We start from the raw sequence: 22620 nt of genomic DNA, 5'->3' as shown, positions 1-22620 counted from the left end.
CAGAAAAACGGGTCTGAAAGCCCTTGGGGGTCGGACTCAGAGTATAGACAGTTAGGTTACTAATGACAACGCGCAGCCCCCCACCTGACAGCGGATTGCTTTAGCTGGATAAAAGGCGTAGACGGCAGGGAAATTCGAGGAAAAAGCATAGCTCAAACCCTTCTGCGACGGGACTTTAGGCAAATTGACTTTACAATTTATCTCACTATAGTGGTGCGGGCCCTGCGTGGGGGGTCTGTCTGATGATTTGAAGCATAAATAGGAGGCCACATGGCTGACAAAAAAGCGCAGTTGATCATCGAGGGCGCAGCCCCCGTCGAGCTGCCCATTCTGACCGGCACAGTTGGTCCCGATGTAATCGACGTACGCGGGCTGACCGCCACCGGACGCTTCACATTCGACCCAGGCTTCATGTCCACCGCCTCATGCGAATCCAAGATTACGTACATCGACGGTGACAACGGCATTTTGTTGCACCGCGGCTACCCGATCGAGCAATTGGCCGAGCAATCCGATTATCTGGAAACCTGCTATCTGCTGCTCAATGGCGAATTGCCGAACGCCGAGCAAAAAGCCCAATTCGTTATCAACGTGAAGAACCACACGATGGTGCACGAGCAGTTGAAGACCTTCTTCAACGGCTTTCGTCGTGACGCGCACCCGATGGCCGTTATGTGCGGCGTGGTGGGTGCCCTCTCGGCGTTCTATCACGACTCGCTGGACATCAATAATCCGCAACACCGCGAAATCTCCGCGATCCGCCTGGTCGCAAAGATGCCGACCCTGGCCGCAATGGTTTACAAGTACTCCATGGGCCAACCCATGATGTACCCGCGCAATGACCTGAGCTACGCTGAAAACTTCCTGCACATGATGTTCAACACCCCGTGCGAGATCAAACCGATCAGCCCGACGCTGGCCAAGGCAATGGACCGGATCTTCATCCTCCACGCCGACCACGAACAGAACGCCTCGACATCCACCGTGCGCATGGCTGGCTCCTCGGGCGCGAACCCTTTCGCCTGCATTGCGGCCGGCATCGCAGCACTCTGGGGCCCCGCTCACGGCGGCGCCAACGAAGCTGTACTGACCATGCTCGATGAGATTGGCGATGTCTCGAACATCGACACTTATATCGCCAAGGCCAAGGACAAGAACGATCCGTTCAAGCTGATGGGCTTCGGTCACCGCGTTTACAAAAACCGCGACCCGCGCGCCACGGTCATGAAGCAGACCTGCGATGAGGTCCTGCGTGAACTGGGCATCACCAATGATCCGCAGTTGGAACTGGCCATGCGTCTCGAAGAGATCGCGTTGACCGATCCGTACTTCATTGAGCGCTCGCTGTACCCGAACGTCGACTTCTACTCGGGAATCATCCTCAAGGCGATCGGCATTCCGACCAGCATGTTCACTGTGATCTTCGCCCTGGCACGTACTGTCGGCTGGATCTCGCACTGGAAAGAAATGCTCTCCAGCCCCTACAAAATCGGTCGTCCACGCCAGCTGTACACCGGCGAAGTGTCTCGCGACATCGTGCCACTGGCTGACCGCAAGTAAGCGAGTCTCCAAACAAAAAGGCTGCCAGTGGCAGCCTTTTTTGTGGATGGTGAAAACTGTACCGCTCGGAACGCCGTCGGTTACTGTTCAGCCCTTGCCTTCAACGCTTTCAAGGTGTTGAAAGGCGCATCAACGACAAACTTATTTGCCAACCACGATGGAACGCTGCCGCCAGGCTCAGTATGCACCTGGTAGGTAACCTCGGTTTCGCCCGCACCCTTGGGCACAAACTTCCAGAAACCTTCGACTTGAGACACGCGCACGAAACCCTTTTCTTCGGGTATGTATTTGGGCTGCTCTTCAAGATTACGGGTCAAGGTACCGTCGGCACCCTGAACCGTGGTGATCTGCAGCACAGAATCACGCGGTGTCACCGGCCAAGGCGTGTTGAACTGGCTGTAAGTCCAGGCTTTGTCGCCTTCAACTTTCAGCACCTTCTGCAATTTACATTCGTGAATCCAGGCACATGCTCCAGCAACATCCTCCTGCAAGGCACGTAGTTTAGCGATGTTCGCCTTGATGACCGTGACGCCGCGGTACGCTTTGTATTTCGAGCCTGCAACTTCACTCAACGACACTTTTATACCGTCTTCATCCTTCGCAACCTGCCACTCCTCGGCATGAGCCGCAGACGCGAGCACCATGCTGAAACCCAGCCCCAACGCAATCCGATGCAACGAACCCATGTCTTATTCCTTATTGTCTTAAGTTCAGATGAGTCGATCAGACAGGACACTCAGCAAGCGACTGTCGTGACCTGCTCCCACCACCCAATCAAGCGGATCGCCTCTTCCTGATTATCGCCGCACACCTCGGGATCAGCCTTGAACTGGCTGCAAACGGCGGGCCGCCCAGCCTGACCGAATAAGGCGCAGAGCATGTCGAGCGACAGGTGCAGGCAGCGTTCACCTGTAGGCTTGCCCTGAGGCATACCCGGAATCGGCGAAGAAATAGACGGTGCGATGCAACACGCACCGCAGCCCGGGCGGCACTCCATGAACGATTTCTCTTGGAAAGGTGAGAGATGAAAGGATATTACTCGCTAAAACAGCTGTTTGAAAACGTGACAAGGACATCCCTAAGATCGATCACTGCTTAAACGTGAAATCCACAGCAGCACCTTCCACCTCACGCCGTGATTCGTTGCGCAGTTGCAGCTGCATTTCATTACTCAAAAGCCGTCCGTTGAGTTGAAAGTCGGGATCGCTTTGGGAGTCGGGAAACATCTTTGGCAGCAGCGTTTTCGAACGATGCGCAGCCGTAATCACCTTACTTGGCGGAGTCATCTGCTTGACCATTTCTGGCGGCAGACTGAGATCCAGAGAGGCCTTCGGCAGGCGCGTTTCCTTGAAGACTTGGGCGGGTGGTTTGCTTTTGCTCGCGACCGTCGGACGATGCGCGACCTCGGCGTTGTCCTCCCTGATCTTGGCTGACCTGGCATTGCCCGCTGCAATCTTCGCGGCCGCGCCTGAAGACGCCTTGGAGGGCTCGGCAGGCTTGCTGGCGGCAACAACCGGCACTACTGAAACATTGGGTGCCATGGCATGGACCGGCGCGCTATTCTTTTCAGGCTCAACAGACGCTCGCGCGGCCGGAACTTCTGGAACTTTAGCGGCGGCAACCGAAGCCGCCTTGGTCTCAGGAGCACTGTTTGTATTGGCAACTGCGGCGGCATGAGCCTTGGCCTCCACAGCGACCTTGGGCGCAGGCGGCGGCTGTTTGTCAGCGTCACACCCAGCCAGCAGCAACACAATCAGTAATCCAGCACTACGAAATGAGTTCATAGATCAAAAACGGCAAAAATGGCAGAAGCCGTATGCTGGCCCGATACATCCTTCGCGGCAAGTCGACATCCGTGCAATAAACAATCTGAAACATTCCAACGCTTGCTCACCACGCCTGTACCGCCTCCTGACATAACTGTTTTGCAAGCATCCCGACCGTCATCAATGCCCGTTCCGCCTCGCGATTCCAGGGCATTCCACAGTTGAGGCGTATGCAGTGGTTGAACTGTTCTGTGTTACTGAAGATAAGACCCGGCGCGATACTGATGCCCTGCTCCAGCGCTCTTACATGCAGTTCCTGAGTGTTCACCCTCCCCGGCAGGCTGATCCAGAGGATGAAACCGCCGAGAGGCCGACTGATCTGCGTACCCTCGGGGAACATCTGCTGCACCGCAAGCTGAAAGGCGCTGAGATTCTTTCGATGCTCTTGCCGGATGTAGCGTAGATGCCGGTCGTAGCCACCGTTCTCGAGGTAGGACGCTACCCCCATTTGCGTCACGCTGCATGCGGAATGGGTGCTGAACGTCTGCAATCGTTGTATCTCGGCCTGATACTTCCCGGCAATCATCCAGCCGATCCGCACGCCGGGCGAAAGGGTTTTCGAAAAACTCGAGCAGTAGATGACACGCCCTAGCCGGTCGAACGCCTTGAGGGCTTTGGTCTTGCCCTGCTCATACATCAGCTCGCCGTAGATATCGTCCTCGATGATCTGGATATCAAAATCAGACGCCAGGCGTAGCAAATGCTTCTGACGTTCTTCGGGCATGGTGCTGCCCAACGGATTACTCAAACGCGAGGTCAGCACCAAGGCCTTGATCGACCACTGATTGGCCGCCAGTTGCAGGGCCTCAAGGCTGATACCGGTGGTCGGATCGCTTGGGATTTCGATGACTTTCAGACCCAGCAGGTCTGCCAGTTGCAACAGTCCGTAGTACGTGGGCGATTCGGCAGCGATCAGATCTCCCGGGCTTGTCAGTACCCGCAACGACATTTGCAATGCGTCAACGCAGCCGTGAGTGATCACCACTTCGGACGGATCAACCACCACACCGGCATCACGCATGCGGATAGCCACCTGGCGGCGCAACGGCTCAAAACCTGGGCTGAACATGTAGCTGAATGCACGCGGACTCTGGAAACGAGTGACTTTGGCCAACTGTTGATGCAGCGCGCGGACCGGCAAGTAATCGACATGGGGCACAGCGGCGCCGAACGCGAACACGCCTTCGCGCCGCGACTCCACCAACACCTGCTGAATGATGCTCGCCCGCGTCACCAGCCCGGGACGCTCGACACGCGCAATATCGGGAGTGGGCGCCGTCAGCGCAGGGGTTTGGTGAACGTAATAGCCGGACTGTGGACGCGCGCGAATCAGCCCCTGATCTTCAAGATTTGCATACGCCTGAAGCACCGTCGCATGGCTCACATTGAGCTGTGAGCTCATTTTCCTTACTGAAGGCACTCGCTCGCCAGGTTGATAAACACCACGGCGAATGTCTTCCGCAAGCTGTTGGGCGATACGTTGATACAGGAGAAGATTGGTCATTTTCGCGTCCCTCGATGCCACTCTTGATCACATGCCCAGGCGATCTCTGAAATGGACCACCGTAACAGTTGTAAAGTGTACGGGGGCAGTTCAAGCCGCCGCCAGTATTAAGTGTGAGTGCGCGAAAATTTAATGCGCCATATCCGCCAACCTCACGGACAAATGCCCATAAAAAAGCCCGGCAGCGTATAGCGATGCCGGGCCTTGGCGAAAATAATTTATCGGGGAGCGCTTAACCGGCCTTTTTCATCTGAAAAAACGATCTCGACGCGACGGTTCTGGGCCCTGCCCCGCTCTGACGTATTAGCGTCCACGGCATATTGATCGCCGTAACCTTCGACCTGGATGCGGTCTTCCTCTATTCCCAGATCAACCAACACATCAGCGACTGACTGAGCGCGATCTTGAGAAAGCTGACGGTTTTCCTGGCGGTCTCCCGTGCTGTCCGTATAGCCCTCGATTCTCATGACCCGCTTTGGATTGAGCTGAAGAAACTGCACCACTTTGAGGACGGTACGGTTGGCGGAGGCTTTGAGTTCGGCACGCCCGGTGTCGAACAACATGTCGCCCAGGGTCATGACTAAGCCACGCTCGGTCTGGTTGGTGGACAGACTGATGATCTGGTCTTCCGCCCATTTGCCTTGTTGCTGCGCGCCTGCCAGTTTTTGCTCTCGCAACGCAAGCTGCAGCCGTTGACGCTCCAGCTCCAGTCGCGCCAGCCGCTCCTGATTGAGCAGCAAATTGCTGTGCTCGCGGGCAATCGCGCTGTAACGACTGCTCAGATAAGCATAGTGACTGACGTCTTGACCGCTGCCGATGTAACCCGACAACCGCTCCGCCCGGCCCAACAACTCGCCGGCGCGGATGACATCCTTGGGAGCACTGCGCAGCACGTTGGTGTCTTCCTTGACCTTTTGAAAGTCGGTGCTGGCGGATTGCAAAGCGGCATCGCTGTTTTGATGGCCTGCGCAACCGTACAACCCTGCCGCGCCCATCAATAGACAAGCACTCAACGCACGTGGAATCAGGTTCACTGGGACTCCCCCAATTGCTTGCGCAAACGATTGAGCCGGGTATTCATCTGGGCCAATTGCTCCTCACTTTTGGAGGTGAGCACCCGCGCCTCGGCCAAACGGGCATCCAGCTCCGCCTGCTCGGCTTGCATGCGCGCATCCTTGTAGGATTCGTCCTGCATCTCTGCACGAGCCTGCTTGAGTTTGGATTCTGCCAGCGCCATGTCCGGCTCCTCACCCGTCGCACCTACCGCGGTCGCCTGACTGACGGCCTGCTCAGTGAGCTTCAGTTGCTCGGAGGGCGCGGGATCGTTCGCGCAGCCGAACAGAGAGGCGAGCGCCATGGCTGCGAATAAAGGTCGAATTTTCAAAAAAAACATTCCTACTGATGTGTGGCGCTGACTGGCTGCTGAAGCTGAGCTTTCCACAGCTCGACATTGCGTGTTATCGCTTCAGCGGAGCGGCCCGATGCGGCCAATTCTGTCATTTTTTTCGCCAGCTGTCCGCGCAGCCATGAATCGTTGCATGCCGAATTGAACGACAGCGCAAGGTAAAGGCCGGGTTTGTCCAGCACCAACGGTTGTGAAACCAGATCACCTGACGGGCTCAAAGTCTGCGCCATCGCCATGCCCGCATAACGGCCGGCGAGCACATACTCGACTTTCCCCGCCAGCAGTTGCTGAAATGTCAGCGTGAGGTTGGGCTGTTTTTCGAGGGTCAAGTGCTCCTTGATGGCAGCTTCGAATGACGGGGTGATGCGGGTTTTCTCTGACAGGGCGCCCGGATGCCCATGCAGGTCCGCCAAGAGATTAAACGGCACCGCCTGGCTCTTGTGGGTCCAGACCATGATCTCGTTCTGAACGATGGCCGGATGAATAAAATCCAGGGCCTCAAGCTCGGCACTGTTAAGAGGCGTGTCCGCCAACATGTCCATACGCCCTGTGCGAACCTCGTCAAGCGCCTGGCTCCGTTTGCCCGCGTACATCAGCTCGACTTTGACGCCTATCTGCGCGGCTGCCTCTTTCATCAGATCAGCGTTGGCACCCATCAAATGTTTGGGGTCCTGCGGGTCACGCCACAGATAAGGAGGCGCATCGGGGCTGCCGGTTACGATAAGTCGCTCGCACTTCCCTGAAGCCAGTGCCATTAACGGTAGCAAGGCCAGACTCAAAACCAGTGATGCCAGCGGCAGCCGTGGCGACATGGTGCTTCCCTTTCTTCTGATCAAATAATCACCCAATAAAAAGCCCGCTCGATAGCGACTGGTCAATGCGTACATCACCGATCCACGATGACCTGACGCATTGGAACAGCCGTAACGAGCGGGCTCTCTTTATAAGTCAGAGGACTGGATTAAACCAGTTTCTCCAACTCGGGTATGGCTTCGAACAAGTCTGCCACCAGGCCGTAATCAGCTACCTGGAAAATTGGCGCCTCTTCGTCCTTGTTGATCGCAACGATCACTTTGGAGTCTTTCATGCCAGCCAGATGCTGGATCGCGCCGGAAATACCGACTGCGATGTACAACTGTGGCGCAACGATCTTGCCGGTCTGGCCCACCTGCATGTCGTTCGGGACGAAGCCCGCGTCAACCGCAGCGCGTGAAGCGCCAACCGCGGCGCCCAGCTTGTCGGCCAGGGCGTACAGGTGCTTGAAGTTTTCACCGTTCTGCATGCCACGACCACCGGAGACGACGATCTTGGCTGCGGTCAGCTCCGGACGGTCCGACTTGGCCAGCGCTTCACTGACGAAAGCCGATTTGCCAGCATCGTGGGCAGCCGATACGGCTTCAACAGCGGCCGAGCCACCTTCAGCGGCAACAGCGTCGAAACCAGTGGCACGCACGGTGATGACTTTCACAGCGGCAGAAGACTGCACGGTTGCGATGGCGTTACCGGCGTAGATCGGACGCTTGAACGTATCAGCGCTTTCAACGGCGATGATCTCGGAGATCTGATCGACATCCAGTTGCGCAGCAACGCGCGGAAGGATGTTTTTACCGTTGGATGTCGCTGCTGCCAGAACGTGGCTGTAGCCGGAAGCCAGCTCGACCACCAGTGGCGCAACGTTTTCAGGCAGTTGGTGAGCGTAGGCTGCATTGTCAGCAACGAATACCTTGGCCACACCAGCGATTTTTGCAGCAGCTTCGCCAACGGCACCAACGCCTTGGCCAGCGACCAGTATGTGGATGTCGCCGCCGATCTGTGCAGCAGCGGCAACGGTGTTCAACGTGGCGGGAGCAATCGCGCCATTTTCGTGCTCAGCGATAACCAGGATCATTTAGATTACCTTCGCTTCGTTTTTCAGTTTCTCGACCAGTTCAGCCACCGACTTGACCTTGATGCCTGCGCTGCGAGCAGCCGGGGCTTCTACTTTCAGGGTCTTGTTGGTCGAAGCGGTGGATACACCCAGAGCATCGGGTGTCAGCACTTCGAGAGGTTTTTTCTTGGCTTTCATGATGTTGGGTAGCGACGCGTAGCGCGGCTCGTTCAGACGCAAGTCTGTGGTCACGATAGCTGGCAGCTTCAGCGAGACGGTCTGTGCGCCGGCGTCTACTTCACGGGTGACGCTTACGCTGTCGCCCGACACTTCGACCTTGGAGGCGAAGGTGCCTTGTGCGTAACCACTCAGGGCCGCGAGCATCTGGCCGGTCTGGTTGTTATCGCTATCGATGGCCTGTTTGCCGAGAATGACCAGTTGCGGCTGCTCTTTGTCGACCACTGCCTTGAGCAGCTTGGCTATAGCAAGAGAGGTCAAGTCTTCGGTGGATTCGACGAGGATGGCGCGATCGGCACCCAGTGCCAGTGCAGTACGCAATTGCTCCTGAGCGGTGGTCGGGCCGATGGAGACGACGACGATTTCAGTCGCGACGCCTTTCTCTTTAAGACGTACCGCTTCTTCCACGGCGATCTCGCAGAAGGGGTTCATCGACATTTTGACGTTGGCAAGATCGACGCCGGAGTTGTCCGCTTTGACGCGAACCTTGACGTTGTAGTCGACCACTCGTTTGACAGCTACAAGAACCTTCATGGATTCCTCGTTACTCTCCGGTGAAAAGAAGTCGCCAGGTCTTGCCCGGCGATGAGTACGTGTCAGTGTAAAGAACACCTCTGAAAACAGCGTATTCGTGCTTGCTGAAAGGTGAGTTAGGCAAAAACAGTGACCCACGCCCGGCAATCGAAGCCAGACGCCAGCAGGGTGTGTAAACTGCACACCGCCCGCGATCCCGTGAAACCGGGCCTGCTTTGCTACACAATGCCCGCAATGCCTTTAGAGGTGTTCTTGCAGACCTGCTCAGCCTACGGCGAGCGCAAAACCGCCCGTATCTTGACCGGAACACCTAATCGGGTCAATACGACAAAAACGCCACTCACAAGCCGCGCACCTAGGATTTATCCGCCCTGCGGCCATTTCAAACAAACGTTTGTATTGGACCTCGTGGGTGGTGTAGATATAATGCGCCCCTTTGTGATGACGCCCGGGTGAGCCTGTCGCCGTGTGTCGGTTTTAATGCCTCATATAAAAAAATACTGTTGAGCCCTGAGTAGGAGATAGCCTGTGGAACGCGAATACATGGAATTCGACGTCGTCATCGTCGGAGCCGGCCCCGCCGGGCTTTCCGCCGCTTGCCGCCTGAAGCAAAAGGCCGCGCAAGCAGGCCAGGAAATCAGCGTCTGCGTGGTCGAGAAAGGCTCTGAAGTAGGCGCACACATCCTCTCGGGAGCTGTTTTCGAACCCCGCGCCCTTAACGAATTGTTTCCTGACTGGAAGGCGCTCGGCGCCCCGCTGAACACACCGGTCAAACGCGACGACATCTATGTCCTCAAAGACCCGGAAGCCTCGAACAAGGTGCCGGGCTTTTTTGTGCCCAAGACGATGCACAACGAAGGCAATTACATAATTTCACTGGGCAACCTGTGCCGCTGGCTGGCCCAGCAGGCCGAGAACCTGGGCGTAGAAATCTACCCCGGCTTCGCTGCCCAGGAAGCGCTTATCGATGAAAACGGCGTCGTGCGCGGGATTCTGACGGGTGACCTCGGCGTGGACCGCGAAGGCAATCCGAAAGAGGGCCTGTACACCCCCGGCATGGAGTTGCGCGGCAAATACACGCTCTTCGCCGAGGGCTGCCGTGGACACATCGGCAAACAACTGATCAAGCGCTTCAACCTCGACAGCGACGCCGATGCCCAGCATTACGGCATTGGCCTCAAAGAAATCTGGGAAGTCGATCCGGCCAGGCACGAGCAGGGCCTGGTGGTGCACACCGCTGGCTGGCCGCTGAACGATGAGAACGTTGGCGGCTCCTTCCTTTATCACCTGGAGAACAATCAGGTGGTCGTCGGCCTGATCGTTGACCTCTCTTACAGCAACCCGTACCTGTCGCCGTTTGACGAGTTTCAGCGGCTCAAGCACCACCCGGTGTTCAAGCAATACCTGGAAGGCGGCAAGCGCATCAGCTACGGCGCCCGCGCGATCTGCAAAGGCGGTCTGAATTCCTTGCCGAAGATGGTCTTCCCGGGCGGCGCACTGATCGGCTGTGACCTGGGCACCCTGAACTTCGCGAAGATCAAGGGCAGCCACACCGCGATGAAGTCAGGCATGCTGGCTGCAGAATCGGTGGCCGACGCGTTGTTCGCCGGCAACGAAGGCGGCGATGCGTTGAACACTTACGTCGACGCCTTCAAGGCCAGCTGGCTGCACGAAGAACTGTTCACCAGCCGTAACTTCGGCCCGGCGATCCATAAGTTCGGCGCGATCATGGGCGGTGCGTTCAACTTCATCGACCAGAACATTTTTGGTGGCAAGATTCCCTTCACGCTGCACGACACCACGCCCGACTATGCCTGCCTGAAGCTGGCCGCCGACTCGAAGAAGATCGACTACCCGCGACCCGACGGCAAACTGAGCTTCGATAAACTCAGTTCGGTGTTCATCTCCGGGACCAACCACGAAGAAGAACAGCCGTGCCACCTGAAGCTTAAAGATCCGAGCATCCCGATCAGCGTCAACCTGCCCAAATACGACGAGCCCGCGCAGCGTTATTGCCCGGCTGGCGTATATGAGGTGGTGACTCAGGAAAACGGCGAAAAACGCTTCCAGATCAATGCGCAGAACTGCGTGCACTGCAAGACGTGCGACATCAAAGATCCTTCGCAGAACATCACCTGGGTGGCACCGGAAGGCGCAGGCGGACCGACTTACCCGAATATGTAGGAAAAGCAGCTGCAAGCTTCAAGCCGCAAGCCCGTTGCTTGCAGCTTGTAGCTTTCAGCTCGCATCTCTTTGCACCCCCTCCTCCCCCGGATTGCGCTCGAAGTAGCGCTTGTACTCGCGGCTGAACTGCGACGTACTCTGATAACCCACCTTGTGCGCCACCTGCGCAACCCCCAGACCTTCTCCGACCAGCATCTGCTGCGCCATCAGCAGGCGTACCCGCTTGAGGTACTGCACCGGGGACAGCAACGTGCTGCGCTTGAAATGCTCATGAAATGTCGAAGCACTCATATTGGCGCAACTGGCCAGGTCGTCGACGCTCAATGCCTGATCGTAGTGATCGCGCAAGTGCTGCAACGAGGCCGCGATGCGTGCGAAATGTCCCTGCTGCTCCACCAGTGCACGCAGCACACCTGCCTGCGGCCCACGCAACGCGACATACAGAACCTCGCGCAAACGGGCCGCCCCCATCACCTGGCAATCGAGAGGATCATGCAGGCAGCGCAGCAAGCGCTCTACGCTCTCGCGCATGGCCGCATCCAGCGTTGCAGAAGTCATCGACTCAGGTGTTTGCGCCCTGACGGCGGCATCCGGCAGCAGGTCCATCGCCTGAACCAGTTCGCCCAGCACCAGACGATCAATCGCCACGGAAACGCCGTACAAAGGCTCCTCGACCGTGGCGAAGGTCTCGCACATGAACGGCACCGACAGGGCCTGCACCAAGTAATGGCCGGCGCCGTACTCCAGCGTTCGCGGACCCAGACGCGCCAGTTTGCTGCCTTGGGCAAGGATGATCAGGCTGGGCTCGTAGATCTGTGGGCTGCTGGCCACGTAGTGATCCCACGACAGCATCTGCACGCCGGGCAGACGTGTGTCGACAAAGCCAGGACGCGTGGCGAGGGGTTTGATCAATGAGACAAGGGCAGCATCGGAGGCAAAGGTTTGAGAAGACGGCATGGGCAACCAGACAGAGGATTAGACACCGGCATGATCGCAGATAAGCAGCCTGCGGCGATGATCAACCGATGAACGCCGGAGGATTAGGCATGACACACGTAGGAATGGTCATGGCCGCGAGCGCCTCGCTTGTCCAGAATAGCCAGCCTCATTTGTCATCTCCCCGCGAGGCTCCACATGTACACAGCAATCGGTTATGCCGCCCAATCGGCCACTGCCCCCCTCGCCCCCATGTCTTTCGAACGCCGCGACCCGCGCGTCGACGACGTGGCCATCGAAATCATGTACTGCGGCGTCTGCCACTCCGACATTCACCAGGCACGCAATGAATGGGGTATCGCGGTGTATCCGCTGATGCCGGGCCATGAAATCGTCGGCAAGGTCACCGCTGTGGGTGCCAACGTCACGCGGCACAAGGTCGGCGATCTGGTCGGTGTGGGCTGCATGGTTGACTCGTGCCGCCACTGCGAAGCCTGCGCTCAGGACCTGGAGCAATACTGCCTGGAAGGCGCGACCATGACCTACGCCACCCCGGACCGTATCGACGGCACCAACACCATGGGCGGCTACTCCAACAGTATCGTGGTCAGCGAGCACTTCGTCGTCCGTATCCCGGAAAAGCTCGACCTCGCCGCTGCCGCACCGATTCTCTGCGCTGGCATCACCACTTACTCGCCGCTCAAGCATTACGGCGTAGAACCTGGCGACAAGGTAGGGATTCTGGGCATGGGCGGCCTGGGCCACATGGGTATCAAATTCGCCAAGGCCATGGGCGCGGAAGTCACGCTGTTCACCCGCTCGGCCAGCAAAGCTGAAGAAGCACGTCGTCAGGGCGCAGATCATGTGATCGTTTCCACCGACGCCGAGCAGATGAAAGCCGCTGCCGGTCATTTCGACTTCCTGCTCGACACCATTCCGGTGCAGCACGACCTCAACCCCTACCTGGAAACCCTGCGCTTTGATGGCGTGCACATTCTGGTGGGCTTGATCGAACCGGTTGATCCGGCATTGCACGCAGCCAATCTGGTGATGAAGCGCCGCGTGTTGGCTGGCTCGCTGATCGGCGGGATTGCAGAGACTCAGGAAGTGCTGGATTTCTGCGCTGAGCACGGCATTACCTGCGACATCGAGATGCTCGACATCAAGAACATCAACGAGGCCTACACCCGTATGATCGCCGGCGACGTGAAATACCGTTTCGTGATCGACATGGCCACGCTGAAGGCCTGATACAGAGAGCCCTCTGTAGGAGCGCTTGCCCGCGATGCGATTATTCAGTCACTGCATGCATGACTGGTCGATTGCCATCGCGGGCGAGCGCGCGCCTACAGGTTAAGAGGCCCGTCCACTATCACCCACCCAACTCCGCCGACAACCTCGCCGCCGCCTGCTTGATCACCGGCACCAGTTCGGCCATCTTTTCCAGCGGCATGTATGGCAGCGTACTGGCAATGCTGATGCCAGCGACGATGTGCTTGCTTGCATCCCTGACCGGCGCCGCGACGCAGCGGATTGACGGCTCGTTGTCCTCCAGATCAAACGCATAACCGCCTTCCACGTATTCACGCATACGCTGACGAATCTGCTCCCAGGACTGCTCCTGATGCGCGGGCCACAGCGGGTTGCGCCCCCCTTCCGGCTGACTGAGCTGATAAAGACGCAGCCATTCGCTTTCCGGACTGTCGAGCAGCAGCGCCTTGCCGATGCCGGTCCGGGCCAACGGCATGCGATGTCCCACGCGGGAGCGCATTTCGGGGCCGTTGCGGCCTGGATTTTTCTGCAAGTACAGCACCTCGTCACTGTCACGCACTGCCAGATGCACGGTGTCGCCGGTCAATGCGGACAGCTCATCGAGAAACGGTCGGGCCAGCATGGCCAACGGCACTTCGTCGCGCGCCTGAAAACCCAGCTCGATCAGCTTCGGCCCCAGCAGATAACCCACCTGCGGCAACACCCGCAGGTAGCGCTCATCGACCAGGCAACTGACCAGCCGATGCGTAGTGCTGCGGGTGGTGCCGGTCAGGCGCGCGATTTCCTTGAGGTCACGCGCGCCACTCGCCACGGCCTGCACCGCGCCCAGGCCGCGAAGCAAGGTTTGCGTCCCGGTAGGCGCGGCATCTTTGCTGGCAACGCTTGGGGTATCGGAAGTGTCTTGCATATCGCGCTTTGTCCATCCTGAAAGAAACCATCAAAAAGCCGGCGGCATTATCGTTGCCAGCCCACAGGGCTGCAAACGGCAGCCGCCCCCTTCCTGCAAGCGTTAGAGCTCGATGCGCTCCACCTTGCCCACCAGCAGGATGTAAGACAAAGCACCCAATAAGGCCAGTACGGCGATGTAGGTGATGGCGGGAGCGAACGAATCCCCCGTGGCCAGAAAGCCAATCACGATTGGCGTGGCAATCGCCGCGAGGTTGCCGATCAGGTTGAACGTCCCTCCGGTGAGCCCCAGCAGCCGTGCAGGTGCCAGGGTCGACACCAGCGACCAGGTGATCGACGCCAGACCGTTACCAAAGAACGCCAACGCCAGGAAGGCGATCACCAACGGCGTCGATTCAACGTAATTGGCACCGATAATCGAGGTAGAAATCAACAACCCGGCAATGATCGGCAGCTTGCGGGCGAAGCCAACGGTGTGCCCGCGACGGATCAGCCAGTCAGAGAAAAACCCTGAGCACAGCACGCCGACGAAGGCCGCCAGGAACGGCAGCGACGCGAGCAGCCCGGACTTGATGAAGTCCATGCCGCGGTACTTCACCAGATAGGTGGGGAACCAGGTCAGGAAAAACCACAGGGTCGAGTTCAGGCAGAACTGCCCCAGGTAAATCCCCCAGAGCTTGCGCCTGGTCAGCACGATGCCCAGGTCCATCCAGCTGAAACCCTGTTTGGCTTTGGCGGTGTCGGCCTGGATATCGACCAGCCCCCCACCCTCGGTAATCAGATCGATTTCCGCCTGGTTGGCACCTTTGAAATCCCGGGGTTCGCGATAGACCCTGTACCAGATCGCAGCCCAGATCACGCCGACCGCCCCCGTCGCAACGAAGACCATATGCCAGCCATAAGTGGCTTGCAGCCATGCCAGTACCGGCGTCAGGAACGCAAGGCCAACGAACTGCCCTGACGTATAGAACCCAACCGCCGTTGCCCTCTCCCGCTCGGGAAACCAGGTGGTAACGACGCGGCTGTTGATCGGATAGGCCGGTGCTTCCAGCGCGCCCACCAGCATTCGCAGGATGAACAGCCCGATAAAGCTGCCCACGAAACCCAGCATGATGGTTGCCAGCGACCACAAGGCCAGCGCGACGGTGTAGAGAATGCGCGGCGGCACGCGATCCACCAGCCAGCCGCCGGGCAGTTGCATGGCGACGTAGGTCCAGCCGAACGCAGAGAAGATCAGGCCAACATGCACCGGATCGATGCCTAGCTCAGTGGTCAGGGCCGGTGCGGCGATGGACAGGTTGCTGCGGTCCAGGTAGTTGATGACCACGGTGATGAACAACAACACCATGATGAAGAAACGCTTACGCGTGGGCGTGGCGGTCGTGGCCCGCGCCTGTGCAAGGGTTTGTGCGCGCATGGGGCATGCCTCTTTTTATGTTTATCTGAGGTCTGGCGGTAGGTGCTTTGTACATTCGGAGCGCGTGCTGGCCTCATCGCGGGCAAGCTTCCTCCAACGGGTGCTGTGCCGGTCACCTATCCATTGTGGGGGGGAGCTTGCTCGCAATAGGCCCGTTCGGTCAGCGCAGGGCGACAGACCGAACCAAAAACCGCATCACCACTCGGCAAAGCTGCCATCGGCATGGCGCCAGATCGGATTGCGCCAGCGGTGGCCGATGGCAGCGCGCTCCTTGACGTATTCCTCGTTGATCTCGATGCCCAGGCCGGGACCGTTGGGGATCTTCACCATGCCCTTGTCGTAGTCGAAGACTTCCGGGTTCTTGATGTAATCGAGCAGGTCGTTGCTCTCGTTGTAGTGGATGCCCAGGCTCTGTTCCTGAATGAACGCGTTGTAGCAAACCGCATCCAGTTGCAGGCACGCGGCCAGCGCAATCGGCCCCAACGGGCAGTGCAAGGCCAGCGCTACGTCGTAAGCCTCGGCCATGTTGGCGATCTTGCGGGTTTCAGTGATGCCCCCCGCGTGAGAGGCATCCGGCTGAATGATGTCAACGTAGCCTTCGCTCAATACGCGCTTGAAATCCCAGCGCGAGAACAGACGTTCGCCCAGCGCAATAGGAGTGCTGGTCAGCGGCGCCAACTCCTTGAGTGCTTCGTAGTTCTCGCTTAGAACGGGCTCCTCGATGAACATCAACTTGTACGGGTCCAGCTCTTTCATCAGCACCTTGGCCATGGGCTTGTGCACCCGACCATGGAAGTCGACGCCAATGCCGACGTTCGGGCCGACGGCATCACGCACCGCAGCGACGTTTGCCAGCGCCAGATCGACCTTGTCGAAGGTGTCGAGAAACTGCAGCTCTTCAGTGCCATTCATTTTTATGGCGGTAAAGCCGCGCTCGACGGCTTCTTTTGCGGCACGCGCGGTGTCGGCCGGTCGGTCGCCGCCAATCCACGAGTACACACGAATCTTGTCGCGTACCTGACCGCCCAGCAGATCGCTGACCGACACACCAAGAGCCTTGCCCTTGATGTCCCACAGCGCCTGATCGATACCGGCCAGCGCGCTCATGTGAATGGCGCCACCACGGTAGAAGCCGCCGCGATAGAGCACAGTCCAGATATCTTCGATGTTGCGTGGGTCTTTGCCGATCAGGTAGTCGGCCAATTCCTCGACTGCCGCAGCAACGGTATGCGCGCGGCCCTCTACAACAGGCTCACCCCAGCCGGTGACGCCCTGATCGGTTTCGACCTTCAGGAAGCACCAGCGCGGTGGAACAATGAAAGTCGTGAGTTTGGTGATTTTCATTTTTATCTCTCTTATTCAAATTCAACGATACATGCGCACTGCCGCGCGATTACTGGGTGTCACCGGCCTGGCTGGACTGCTTCCAGCCGGCGACGTACGCCTTGGCGCGCTCAGCCACGTCATCGGCGCTCATACCCGGTTTGAAAAGCCCGGACCCCAAACCGAAGCCCGAAACGCCGGCATCCAGGAACGGCTTCATGTTGTCCGGGGTGATGCCGCCCACCGGTATCAACGCAGTTCCGGCCGGCAATACTGCCAGCCACGCCTTGACCACTGCAGGTCCCATTTGCTCGGCAGGGAACAGCTTCAGTACATCGGCACCGTTGGCCAGCGCCGCAAACGCCTCAGTGGGCGTGGCCACACCGGGCGACAGAAACAGACCCAACTCCTTGGCGGCGCGCAGTACCTCAGGATCGCTGTGAGGCATGACAATGACTTGCCCGCCCGCCTCCTTCACCAGCCGCACTTGTTCAGGGGTCAGCACCGTACCGGCGCCAATCAGGCAATCGGCAGGAAGGCTCTGACGCAGTAAACGAATGCTGTCGTACGGTTGCGGGGAGTTGAGCGGGACTTCGATGACCCGAAAACCGGCCTGATACAGCACATCGCCAATGGCTGGAGCCTCTTCCGGGCGCAGGCCACGCAGGATGGCCACCAGACCGTTTTGCACGAGGGCTTGCTTAAGCATGTCAGTTCTCTACGTGATGAGGCAGTGGGTTGGAGAGGAGCAAGCCGGCTTGTACCGCGACCTGCCACAGACCGTGTTCCGTGGCCTGCTCGGCCTGGGTGACCTTTGCAAATCCGCAGGCGTAAAGAGCGCGCTGATAACGCGAGAGCAAGGCGTCGCTGCCGATCAGAATCACCGAAGGCAACGCTTGCCCCGACGCCTGCAACAAAGTGCGCAAGGCAACCAGCTCATGGCCGATCAGCAGACCGGAGAGGTAGTCGGGCTGTGCGCTGCCAGGCAATTCGCCCGTCAGACCCAGGGTTCGGCAGCTGAAGATGGTGGACAGCAGCCCGGCAGCGCCACTGGGCGACAGAGCCACGGACACGCCTCGATCAAACGCGGCGTCATCGAAAACGTCGCTGCGGCTCATGGTGCGGCCGAGAATGGTGTGCGTCGACAGCGCAGCGTAGACCTCGCCGGTCATGAACGTATCAAAATGGACGATGCAGCCGTCGACTGCCCGCACCCACTTGGAATGGCTGCCCGGCAGGCCTATCAGTAAAGGGCTGTTGGCGGCATCTCCGCCGAGGGTGCTAAGGATGCCAAGGACCTGGGTTTCTTCGCCGCGCATGACATTGGGCAACTCCGAGCGTTGAAGCACACCGGGGATGATGTGCACCTCAACGCCACGCAGGCTGCGGACCGTCACCAGCGCAGAGCTGAGGGCGGCAACGCTGGCGGGCGTTTCGCGGTACGGCGCCTCACGCCAGCCTTGCGCGCTGCCAACCATGCCGCACGCGATGACGGGCAGATCGGGTTGTGCGTCAAGCCAGTCGCCGCAAGCCTCGTCAAAGGCCAGCTCGAATCCGTCGCTGCAGACCTGGCCTGCAATTGAACGGGGGGTCGAAGGGAGCTGCATGATGCCCGCGCTTAGTGCGCGTTGTTCCAGCACTCGACCCTGTTCGCCGAGTCGATAAGCCCGAAGGGAGGTGGTCCCCCAGTCGAGCGCGATCAATTGCGCCTGCATTGCTTCACCTGATTGTTTTTAAATAGTGAGTGCGCGCCGACTATAAACCTGGGGCAAGATAAATCTCAATATATAACTTTTAGTCTCATATTGTGGGACGCTTTGTTCCCGGGCATTCGCTGCGATAGACCCATTCCTGCAGCCTGCGCCATACTGCCCAAGGCCTTTCGCTGCCTCGCTCATCCGCCTTCACGTGCGGAAGGTGGTAACCATCCCTTCGCCTCAACCTCCGTCTGACCTCATGCCCCTTTCCACGAGCCATTAGCCCGTCGCGAGCTGCCGTGCTGTGCAACCGGCCGGGCTCAATTTGCAAAAGGATCCGTAAGATGACGCGTTTTCCCGTATTCGACAGCCTGCGCGGGCTGTGTGCGTTGGCGCTGATCGTTCACCACTCCCACATCGAGCGCAGCCTCACAGAGCTTGCGCTGTTCAAGCAGGCCAGCTACTTCGTCGAACTGTTCTTCGCCATCAGCGGTTTTTTGCTGTACCGCCAGTACATCAACCACCTCAATACGCCGCGCCAGTTGCGCGACTTCGCCATCACTCAGACCTTCAGGGTTTATCCCCTGCACGTCTTGACGCTGCTGGTATTCATCGGTTTCGAATGCGCAAAACTGGTGCTGGAGCGCACGGGACTGACGCTGGGCGGGCCGGCGTTCAGCGGGGATCGGGCGCCAGCGGAAATCCTTCCCAACCTGTTGCTGATTCAAGCCTGGTGGCCCGGTTTCAACGCGCTCTCCTTCAGCTACCCCTCATGGTTTGTCAGCGTCCTTTATTACGTGGCGCTGCTGTTTGGCCTTATGGTTTTCGCAGTGCCCGGGCTGTCGAGGATCATCGTTGCCCTGCTGGCGGTGCTCGGCTGCGCGGCTTTGTTCACACACAGCACGTTGCTGACGCCCAACGTGCAGTGGGGCGTGGCGGCTTTCTTTGGCGGGGCGATGACGTACCGTCTGTACGTGAGATTGCACAGCTTCAAGCCTGGACGAGCGTTGTCCAGCGTCCTGGAACTAGCGCTGCTGGTTTTGACTTACAGGGTGCTGACCGGAAGCGAGGAGCAGCGCCCGCTGAAGTTGGTACTGCTGTTGTGCGGTGCGGTTCTGGTGTTCGCGTTCCAGGCGGGGATCATTTCGCAACTGCTCCAAGGCAGCCTGTTGAGGGGCATCGGCAGGCTGTGGTTCTCGATCTACATGATCCACGCGGCAGTGATCTTCGTGATGGGCACTGCGCTACAGATCATTGCCAGACAAAGTGGTATGACTTTGTTCGCCGACATGCCAGCACAGACAGCGGGGACGGTGGTGCGCTATATCAGCACTGGCAGCGTGATCAACGACAATCTGATGCTGCTGTTCCTGGTGCTCTCGGTGCTGGTGCTCGCCATGCTGGTGCATCGTTTCGTCGAGGTGCCAGGCATCATGCTCGGCAAACGCTGGATCGCCGGAAGGATCATTGACCAACGCCAGGGCCCGAGCACCAGCGGGTCTGTCTGAGCAACGGTCTGCCTCTTTCACTTGGCAGCACCCATAAAAAAACCGCCCTCACAGGCGGTTTTTCGTTTGCAGCGATCAGGCGTGGGATCAACGCTCAAGCAGAATGCGCAGCATCCGACGCAGCGGTTCTGCAGCGCCCCAGAGCAACTGATCACCCACGGTGAACGCGCCCAGGTACTGCGAACCCATGTTCAGCTTGCGCAGACGCCCGACCGGAATATTCAGAGTGCCGGTGACCGATGTCGGGCTCAGCTCCTGAATGCTCGCCTCACGGGTGTTCGGCACCAGCTTCACCCAAGGGTTGTGCTGGCTGATCATGCCTTCGATGTCGGCGATCGGCACGTCCTTGTTCAGCTTGATGGTCAGCGCCTGGCTGTGGCAACGCATGGCGCCGATGCGCACGCAGATGCCGTCCACCGGGATAGGGCTTTTGAAGCGACCAAGAATCTTGTTGGTCTCAGCCTGACCTTTCCACTCTTCGCGGCTCTGACCGTTGGGCAGTTCTTTGTCGATCCACGGGATCAGGCTGCCCGCCAGTGGCACGCCGAAGTTTTCCGTCGGGAACCCGTCGCCGCGCATGGCTTCTGCCACTTTGCGGTCGATGTCCAGAATCGCGCTGGCAGGGTTTGCCAGTTCGTCGGCCACCGAGGCATTGATCGCGCCCATCTGCTTGATCAGCTCACGCATGTTCTGCGCGCCAGCACCGGATGCCGCCTGATACGTCATGACGTTCATCCATTCGACCAGACCGGCTTCGAACAGACCGCCCAGCCCCATCAGCATCAGGCTGACCGTGCAGTTACCGCCGATGTAGTTCTTCGTACCGGCATCAAGCTGCTGGTCGATGACCTTGCGGTTGACCGGATCGAGGATGATGACAGCGTCATCCTGCATGCGCAGCGAAGAGGCGGCATCGATCCAGTAGCCCTTCCAGCCTGCTTCGCGCAGTTTGGGGAACACCTCGTTGGTGTAGTCGCCGCCCTGACACGTGAGCACGATGTCGAGGGTCTTGAGATCGTCGATGCTGTAGGCATCTTTGAGCGGAGCAATGTCCTTGCCCACCGACGGGCCTTGCCCACCGACGTTGGAGGTGGTGAAAAAAACCGGCTCGATCAGATCGAAATCCTGCTCTTCAAGCATCCGTTGCATGAGCACGGAACCAACCATACCGCGCCAACCGACCAGACCTACACGTTTCATCGCAACTACACCTTAACTAAAAGTGGGGCCCCCTTCGGAGCGAATCGAGTGTGCTTGTTTGCCGCTGCCTCGACTCGAACTCGTGGTAGTGGGCCCGAGATATTACAGATTGCGCAGCGCGGCGACTACGGCGTCGCCCATTTCCTGCGTACCGACCTTCGCATTGCCCGCCGACCAGATGTCGCCGGTGCGCAAACCCTGGTCCAGCACCAGGCTGACGGCTTTCTCGATGGCGTCGGCTGCAGTGTGCTGATTGAAGCTGTAGCGCAGCATCATCGACACCGACAGAATCGTCGCCAACGGGTTAGCCACGCCTTTGCCAGCAATGTCCGGCGCCGAGCCGTGACAGGGCTCATACATGCCCTTGTTGTTCGAATCCAGAGACGCCGACGGCAGCATGCCAATGGAGCCCGTCAGCATTGATGCTTCGTCCGACAGAATGTCCCCGAACATGTTATCGGTCACCATTACATCGAACTGCTTGGGTGCGCGTACCAGTTGCATGGCGGCGTTGTCGACATACATGTGGCTGAGTTCGACGTCCGGGTAATCCTTGGCCACTTGCTCGACCACTTCACGCCACAGTTGGCTGGAAGCCAGCACGTTGGCTTTGTCGACCGAGCACAGCTTCTTGCCACGAACCATCGCCATGTCGAAGCCGACGCGGGCGATGCGGCGGATTTCGCTTTCACTGTACGGCAGCGTGTCATAGGCCTGACGCTCACCGTTTTCCAGCTCACGGGTGCCGCGCGGTGCGCCGAAATAGATGCCGCCGGTCAGCTCACGGACGATGAGGATGTCCAGCCCGGCAACGATCTCAGGCTTGAGGCTCGAAGCATCGGCCAACTGCGGATAGAGGATCGCCGGACGCAGATTGGCGAACAGACCCAGTTGCGAGCGAATCTTCAGCAGGCCGCGCTCGGGACGGATGTCGCGCTCGATGGCGTCCCACTTGGGGCCACCGACTGCGCCCAGCAGTACAGCGTCCGATTGACGGGCGCGATCCAGCGTCTCATCGGCCAACGGTACCCCGTGCTTGTCGATGGCTGCGCCACCGATCACATCGTGGGTCAGCTCGAAATCAAGGTGATACTTGTCATTGGCCAGTTCCAGCACCTTGACCGCTTCGGCCATGATTTCCGGGCCAATACCGTCGCCGGGGAGAATCAGAATCTGCTTGCTCATAATGTCCTCGTTTCAAAATATGCGTCGAGCCGGGGAATGGCGCCAACTCGGAAGCGACA

Annotated in this window: 21 protein-coding genes; 4 read left to right on the top strand and 17 right to left on the bottom strand. The window is 58.8% G+C overall.

The window, feature by feature from the left end:
* Positions 1-270: 270 nt before the first annotated feature.
* The gene (gene gltA, locus OYW20_RS11095; protein WP_268800718.1) at positions 271-1560 is read left to right on the top strand and encodes a citrate synthase; all 1290 of its coding nucleotides are present in this window, start codon (positions 271-273) and stop codon (positions 1558-1560) included.
* Positions 1561-1640: 80 nt separating this feature from the next.
* On the opposite strand, the gene OYW20_RS11090 is transcribed toward gltA, so the two are convergent.
* From OYW20_RS11090 to OYW20_RS11050, 9 genes are all read right to left on the bottom strand, one after another.
* Positions 1641-2246 (bottom strand): START domain-containing protein, encoded by a 606-nt coding sequence (locus tag OYW20_RS11090; RefSeq protein WP_268800717.1) that lies wholly within the window; start codon positions 2244-2246, stop codon positions 1641-1643.
* A 50-nt stretch (positions 2247-2296) separates the two neighbouring features.
* Complete coding sequence (locus OYW20_RS11085) at positions 2297-2557, bottom strand: YkgJ family cysteine cluster protein (RefSeq protein WP_268800716.1); 261 nt, start codon at positions 2555-2557, stop codon at positions 2297-2299.
* Positions 2558-2648: 91 nt separating this feature from the next.
* Positions 2649-3311, bottom strand: coding sequence for a translation initiation factor 2 (locus tag OYW20_RS11080; RefSeq protein WP_268800715.1), 663 nt, complete (start codon positions 3309-3311; stop codon positions 2649-2651).
* A 139-nt stretch (positions 3312-3450) separates the two neighbouring features.
* Positions 3451-4890 (bottom strand): aminotransferase-like domain-containing protein, encoded by a 1440-nt coding sequence (locus OYW20_RS11075; RefSeq protein WP_268800714.1) that lies wholly within the window; start codon positions 4888-4890, stop codon positions 3451-3453.
* A gap of 218 nt (positions 4891-5108) precedes the next feature.
* Positions 5109-5924: an OmpA family protein gene (locus OYW20_RS11070; RefSeq protein ID WP_268800713.1), complete on the bottom strand. Its 816-nt coding sequence runs from the start codon at positions 5922-5924 to the stop codon at positions 5109-5111.
* Entirely contained in the window at positions 5921-6274 is a 354-nt protein-coding gene (locus OYW20_RS11065; RefSeq protein WP_268800712.1) for a DUF4398 domain-containing protein, read from the bottom strand. Before OYW20_RS11065 ends, OYW20_RS11070 begins: the two co-directional genes overlap by 4 nt.
* 11 nt (positions 6275-6285) lie before the next feature.
* Positions 6286-7107 carry a substrate-binding periplasmic protein gene (locus OYW20_RS11060; protein WP_268800711.1) on the bottom strand — a complete coding sequence of 274 codons (822 nt, stop codon included), beginning with the start codon at positions 7105-7107 and terminating at the stop codon, positions 6286-6288.
* 149 nt (positions 7108-7256) lie between these two features.
* A complete protein-coding gene (locus OYW20_RS11055; protein ID WP_268800710.1) occupies positions 7257-8183 on the bottom strand; it encodes an electron transfer flavoprotein subunit alpha/FixB family protein in 927 nt (308 codons plus the stop codon).
* A complete protein-coding gene (locus OYW20_RS11050) occupies positions 8184-8933 on the bottom strand; it encodes an electron transfer flavoprotein subunit beta/FixA family protein (RefSeq protein WP_268800709.1) in 750 nt (249 codons plus the stop codon). It lies immediately after the preceding gene.
* A 528-nt stretch (positions 8934-9461) separates the two neighbouring features.
* Here OYW20_RS11050 and OYW20_RS11045 point away from each other — a divergent pair.
* Positions 9462-11117, top strand: a complete 1656-nt coding sequence (locus tag OYW20_RS11045; RefSeq protein WP_268800708.1) for an electron transfer flavoprotein-ubiquinone oxidoreductase — start codon at positions 9462-9464, stop codon at positions 11115-11117.
* 54 nt (positions 11118-11171) lie between these two features.
* Here OYW20_RS11045 and OYW20_RS11040 read toward each other — a convergent pair whose 3' ends face one another.
* A complete protein-coding gene (locus tag OYW20_RS11040) occupies positions 11172-12074 on the bottom strand; it encodes an AraC family transcriptional regulator (RefSeq protein WP_268800707.1) in 903 nt (300 codons plus the stop codon).
* A gap of 177 nt (positions 12075-12251) precedes the next feature.
* On the opposite strand from OYW20_RS11040, the gene OYW20_RS11035 reads away from it, so the two are divergent.
* Positions 12252-13304, top strand: coding sequence for an NAD(P)-dependent alcohol dehydrogenase (locus OYW20_RS11035; protein ID WP_268800706.1), 1053 nt, complete (start codon positions 12252-12254; stop codon positions 13302-13304).
* A 121-nt stretch (positions 13305-13425) separates the two neighbouring features.
* On the opposite strand, the gene OYW20_RS11030 is transcribed toward OYW20_RS11035, so the two are convergent.
* The 5 genes from OYW20_RS11030 to OYW20_RS11010 all read right to left on the bottom strand — a co-directional run bounded on the left by OYW20_RS11030 (position 13426) and on the right by OYW20_RS11010 (position 18686).
* Positions 13426-14232, bottom strand: coding sequence for an IclR family transcriptional regulator (locus OYW20_RS11030; protein ID WP_268800705.1), 807 nt, complete (start codon positions 14230-14232; stop codon positions 13426-13428).
* 102 nt (positions 14233-14334) lie between these two features.
* A complete protein-coding gene (locus OYW20_RS11025) occupies positions 14335-15648 on the bottom strand; it encodes an MFS transporter (RefSeq protein ID WP_268800704.1) in 1314 nt (437 codons plus the stop codon).
* Positions 15649-15843: 195 nt separating this feature from the next.
* A complete protein-coding gene (gene dgoD, locus OYW20_RS11020; protein WP_268800703.1) occupies positions 15844-16992 on the bottom strand; it encodes a galactonate dehydratase in 1149 nt (382 codons plus the stop codon).
* A 49-nt stretch (positions 16993-17041) separates the two neighbouring features.
* Positions 17042-17680 (bottom strand): 2-dehydro-3-deoxy-6-phosphogalactonate aldolase, encoded by a 639-nt coding sequence (locus tag OYW20_RS11015; RefSeq protein ID WP_268800702.1) that lies wholly within the window; start codon positions 17678-17680, stop codon positions 17042-17044.
* 1 nt (position 17681) lies between these two features.
* Entirely contained in the window at positions 17682-18686 is a 1005-nt protein-coding gene (locus OYW20_RS11010; protein WP_268800701.1) for a 2-dehydro-3-deoxygalactonokinase, read from the bottom strand.
* Positions 18687-19012: 326 nt separating this feature from the next.
* On the opposite strand from OYW20_RS11010, the gene OYW20_RS11005 reads away from it, so the two are divergent.
* The gene (locus tag OYW20_RS11005; RefSeq protein WP_268800700.1) at positions 19013-20176 is read left to right on the top strand and encodes an acyltransferase family protein; all 1164 of its coding nucleotides are present in this window, start codon (positions 19013-19015) and stop codon (positions 20174-20176) included.
* A gap of 87 nt (positions 20177-20263) precedes the next feature.
* Here OYW20_RS11005 and asd read toward each other — a convergent pair whose 3' ends face one another.
* Positions 20264-21376, bottom strand: a complete 1113-nt coding sequence (gene asd, locus OYW20_RS11000) for an aspartate-semialdehyde dehydrogenase (RefSeq protein ID WP_268800699.1) — start codon at positions 21374-21376, stop codon at positions 20264-20266.
* Positions 21377-21478: 102 nt separating this feature from the next.
* A complete protein-coding gene (gene leuB, locus OYW20_RS10995) occupies positions 21479-22561 on the bottom strand; it encodes a 3-isopropylmalate dehydrogenase (RefSeq protein ID WP_268800698.1) in 1083 nt (360 codons plus the stop codon).
* Positions 22562-22620 lie beyond the last annotated feature (59 nt).

Origin of the sequence: Pseudomonas sp. BSw22131, assembly GCF_026810445.1 — a bacterium.
Lineage (GTDB): Bacteria > Pseudomonadota > Gammaproteobacteria > Pseudomonadales > Pseudomonadaceae > Aquipseudomonas > Aquipseudomonas huanghezhanensis.
This window is presented reverse-complemented; position numbering and strand designations above follow the sequence as displayed.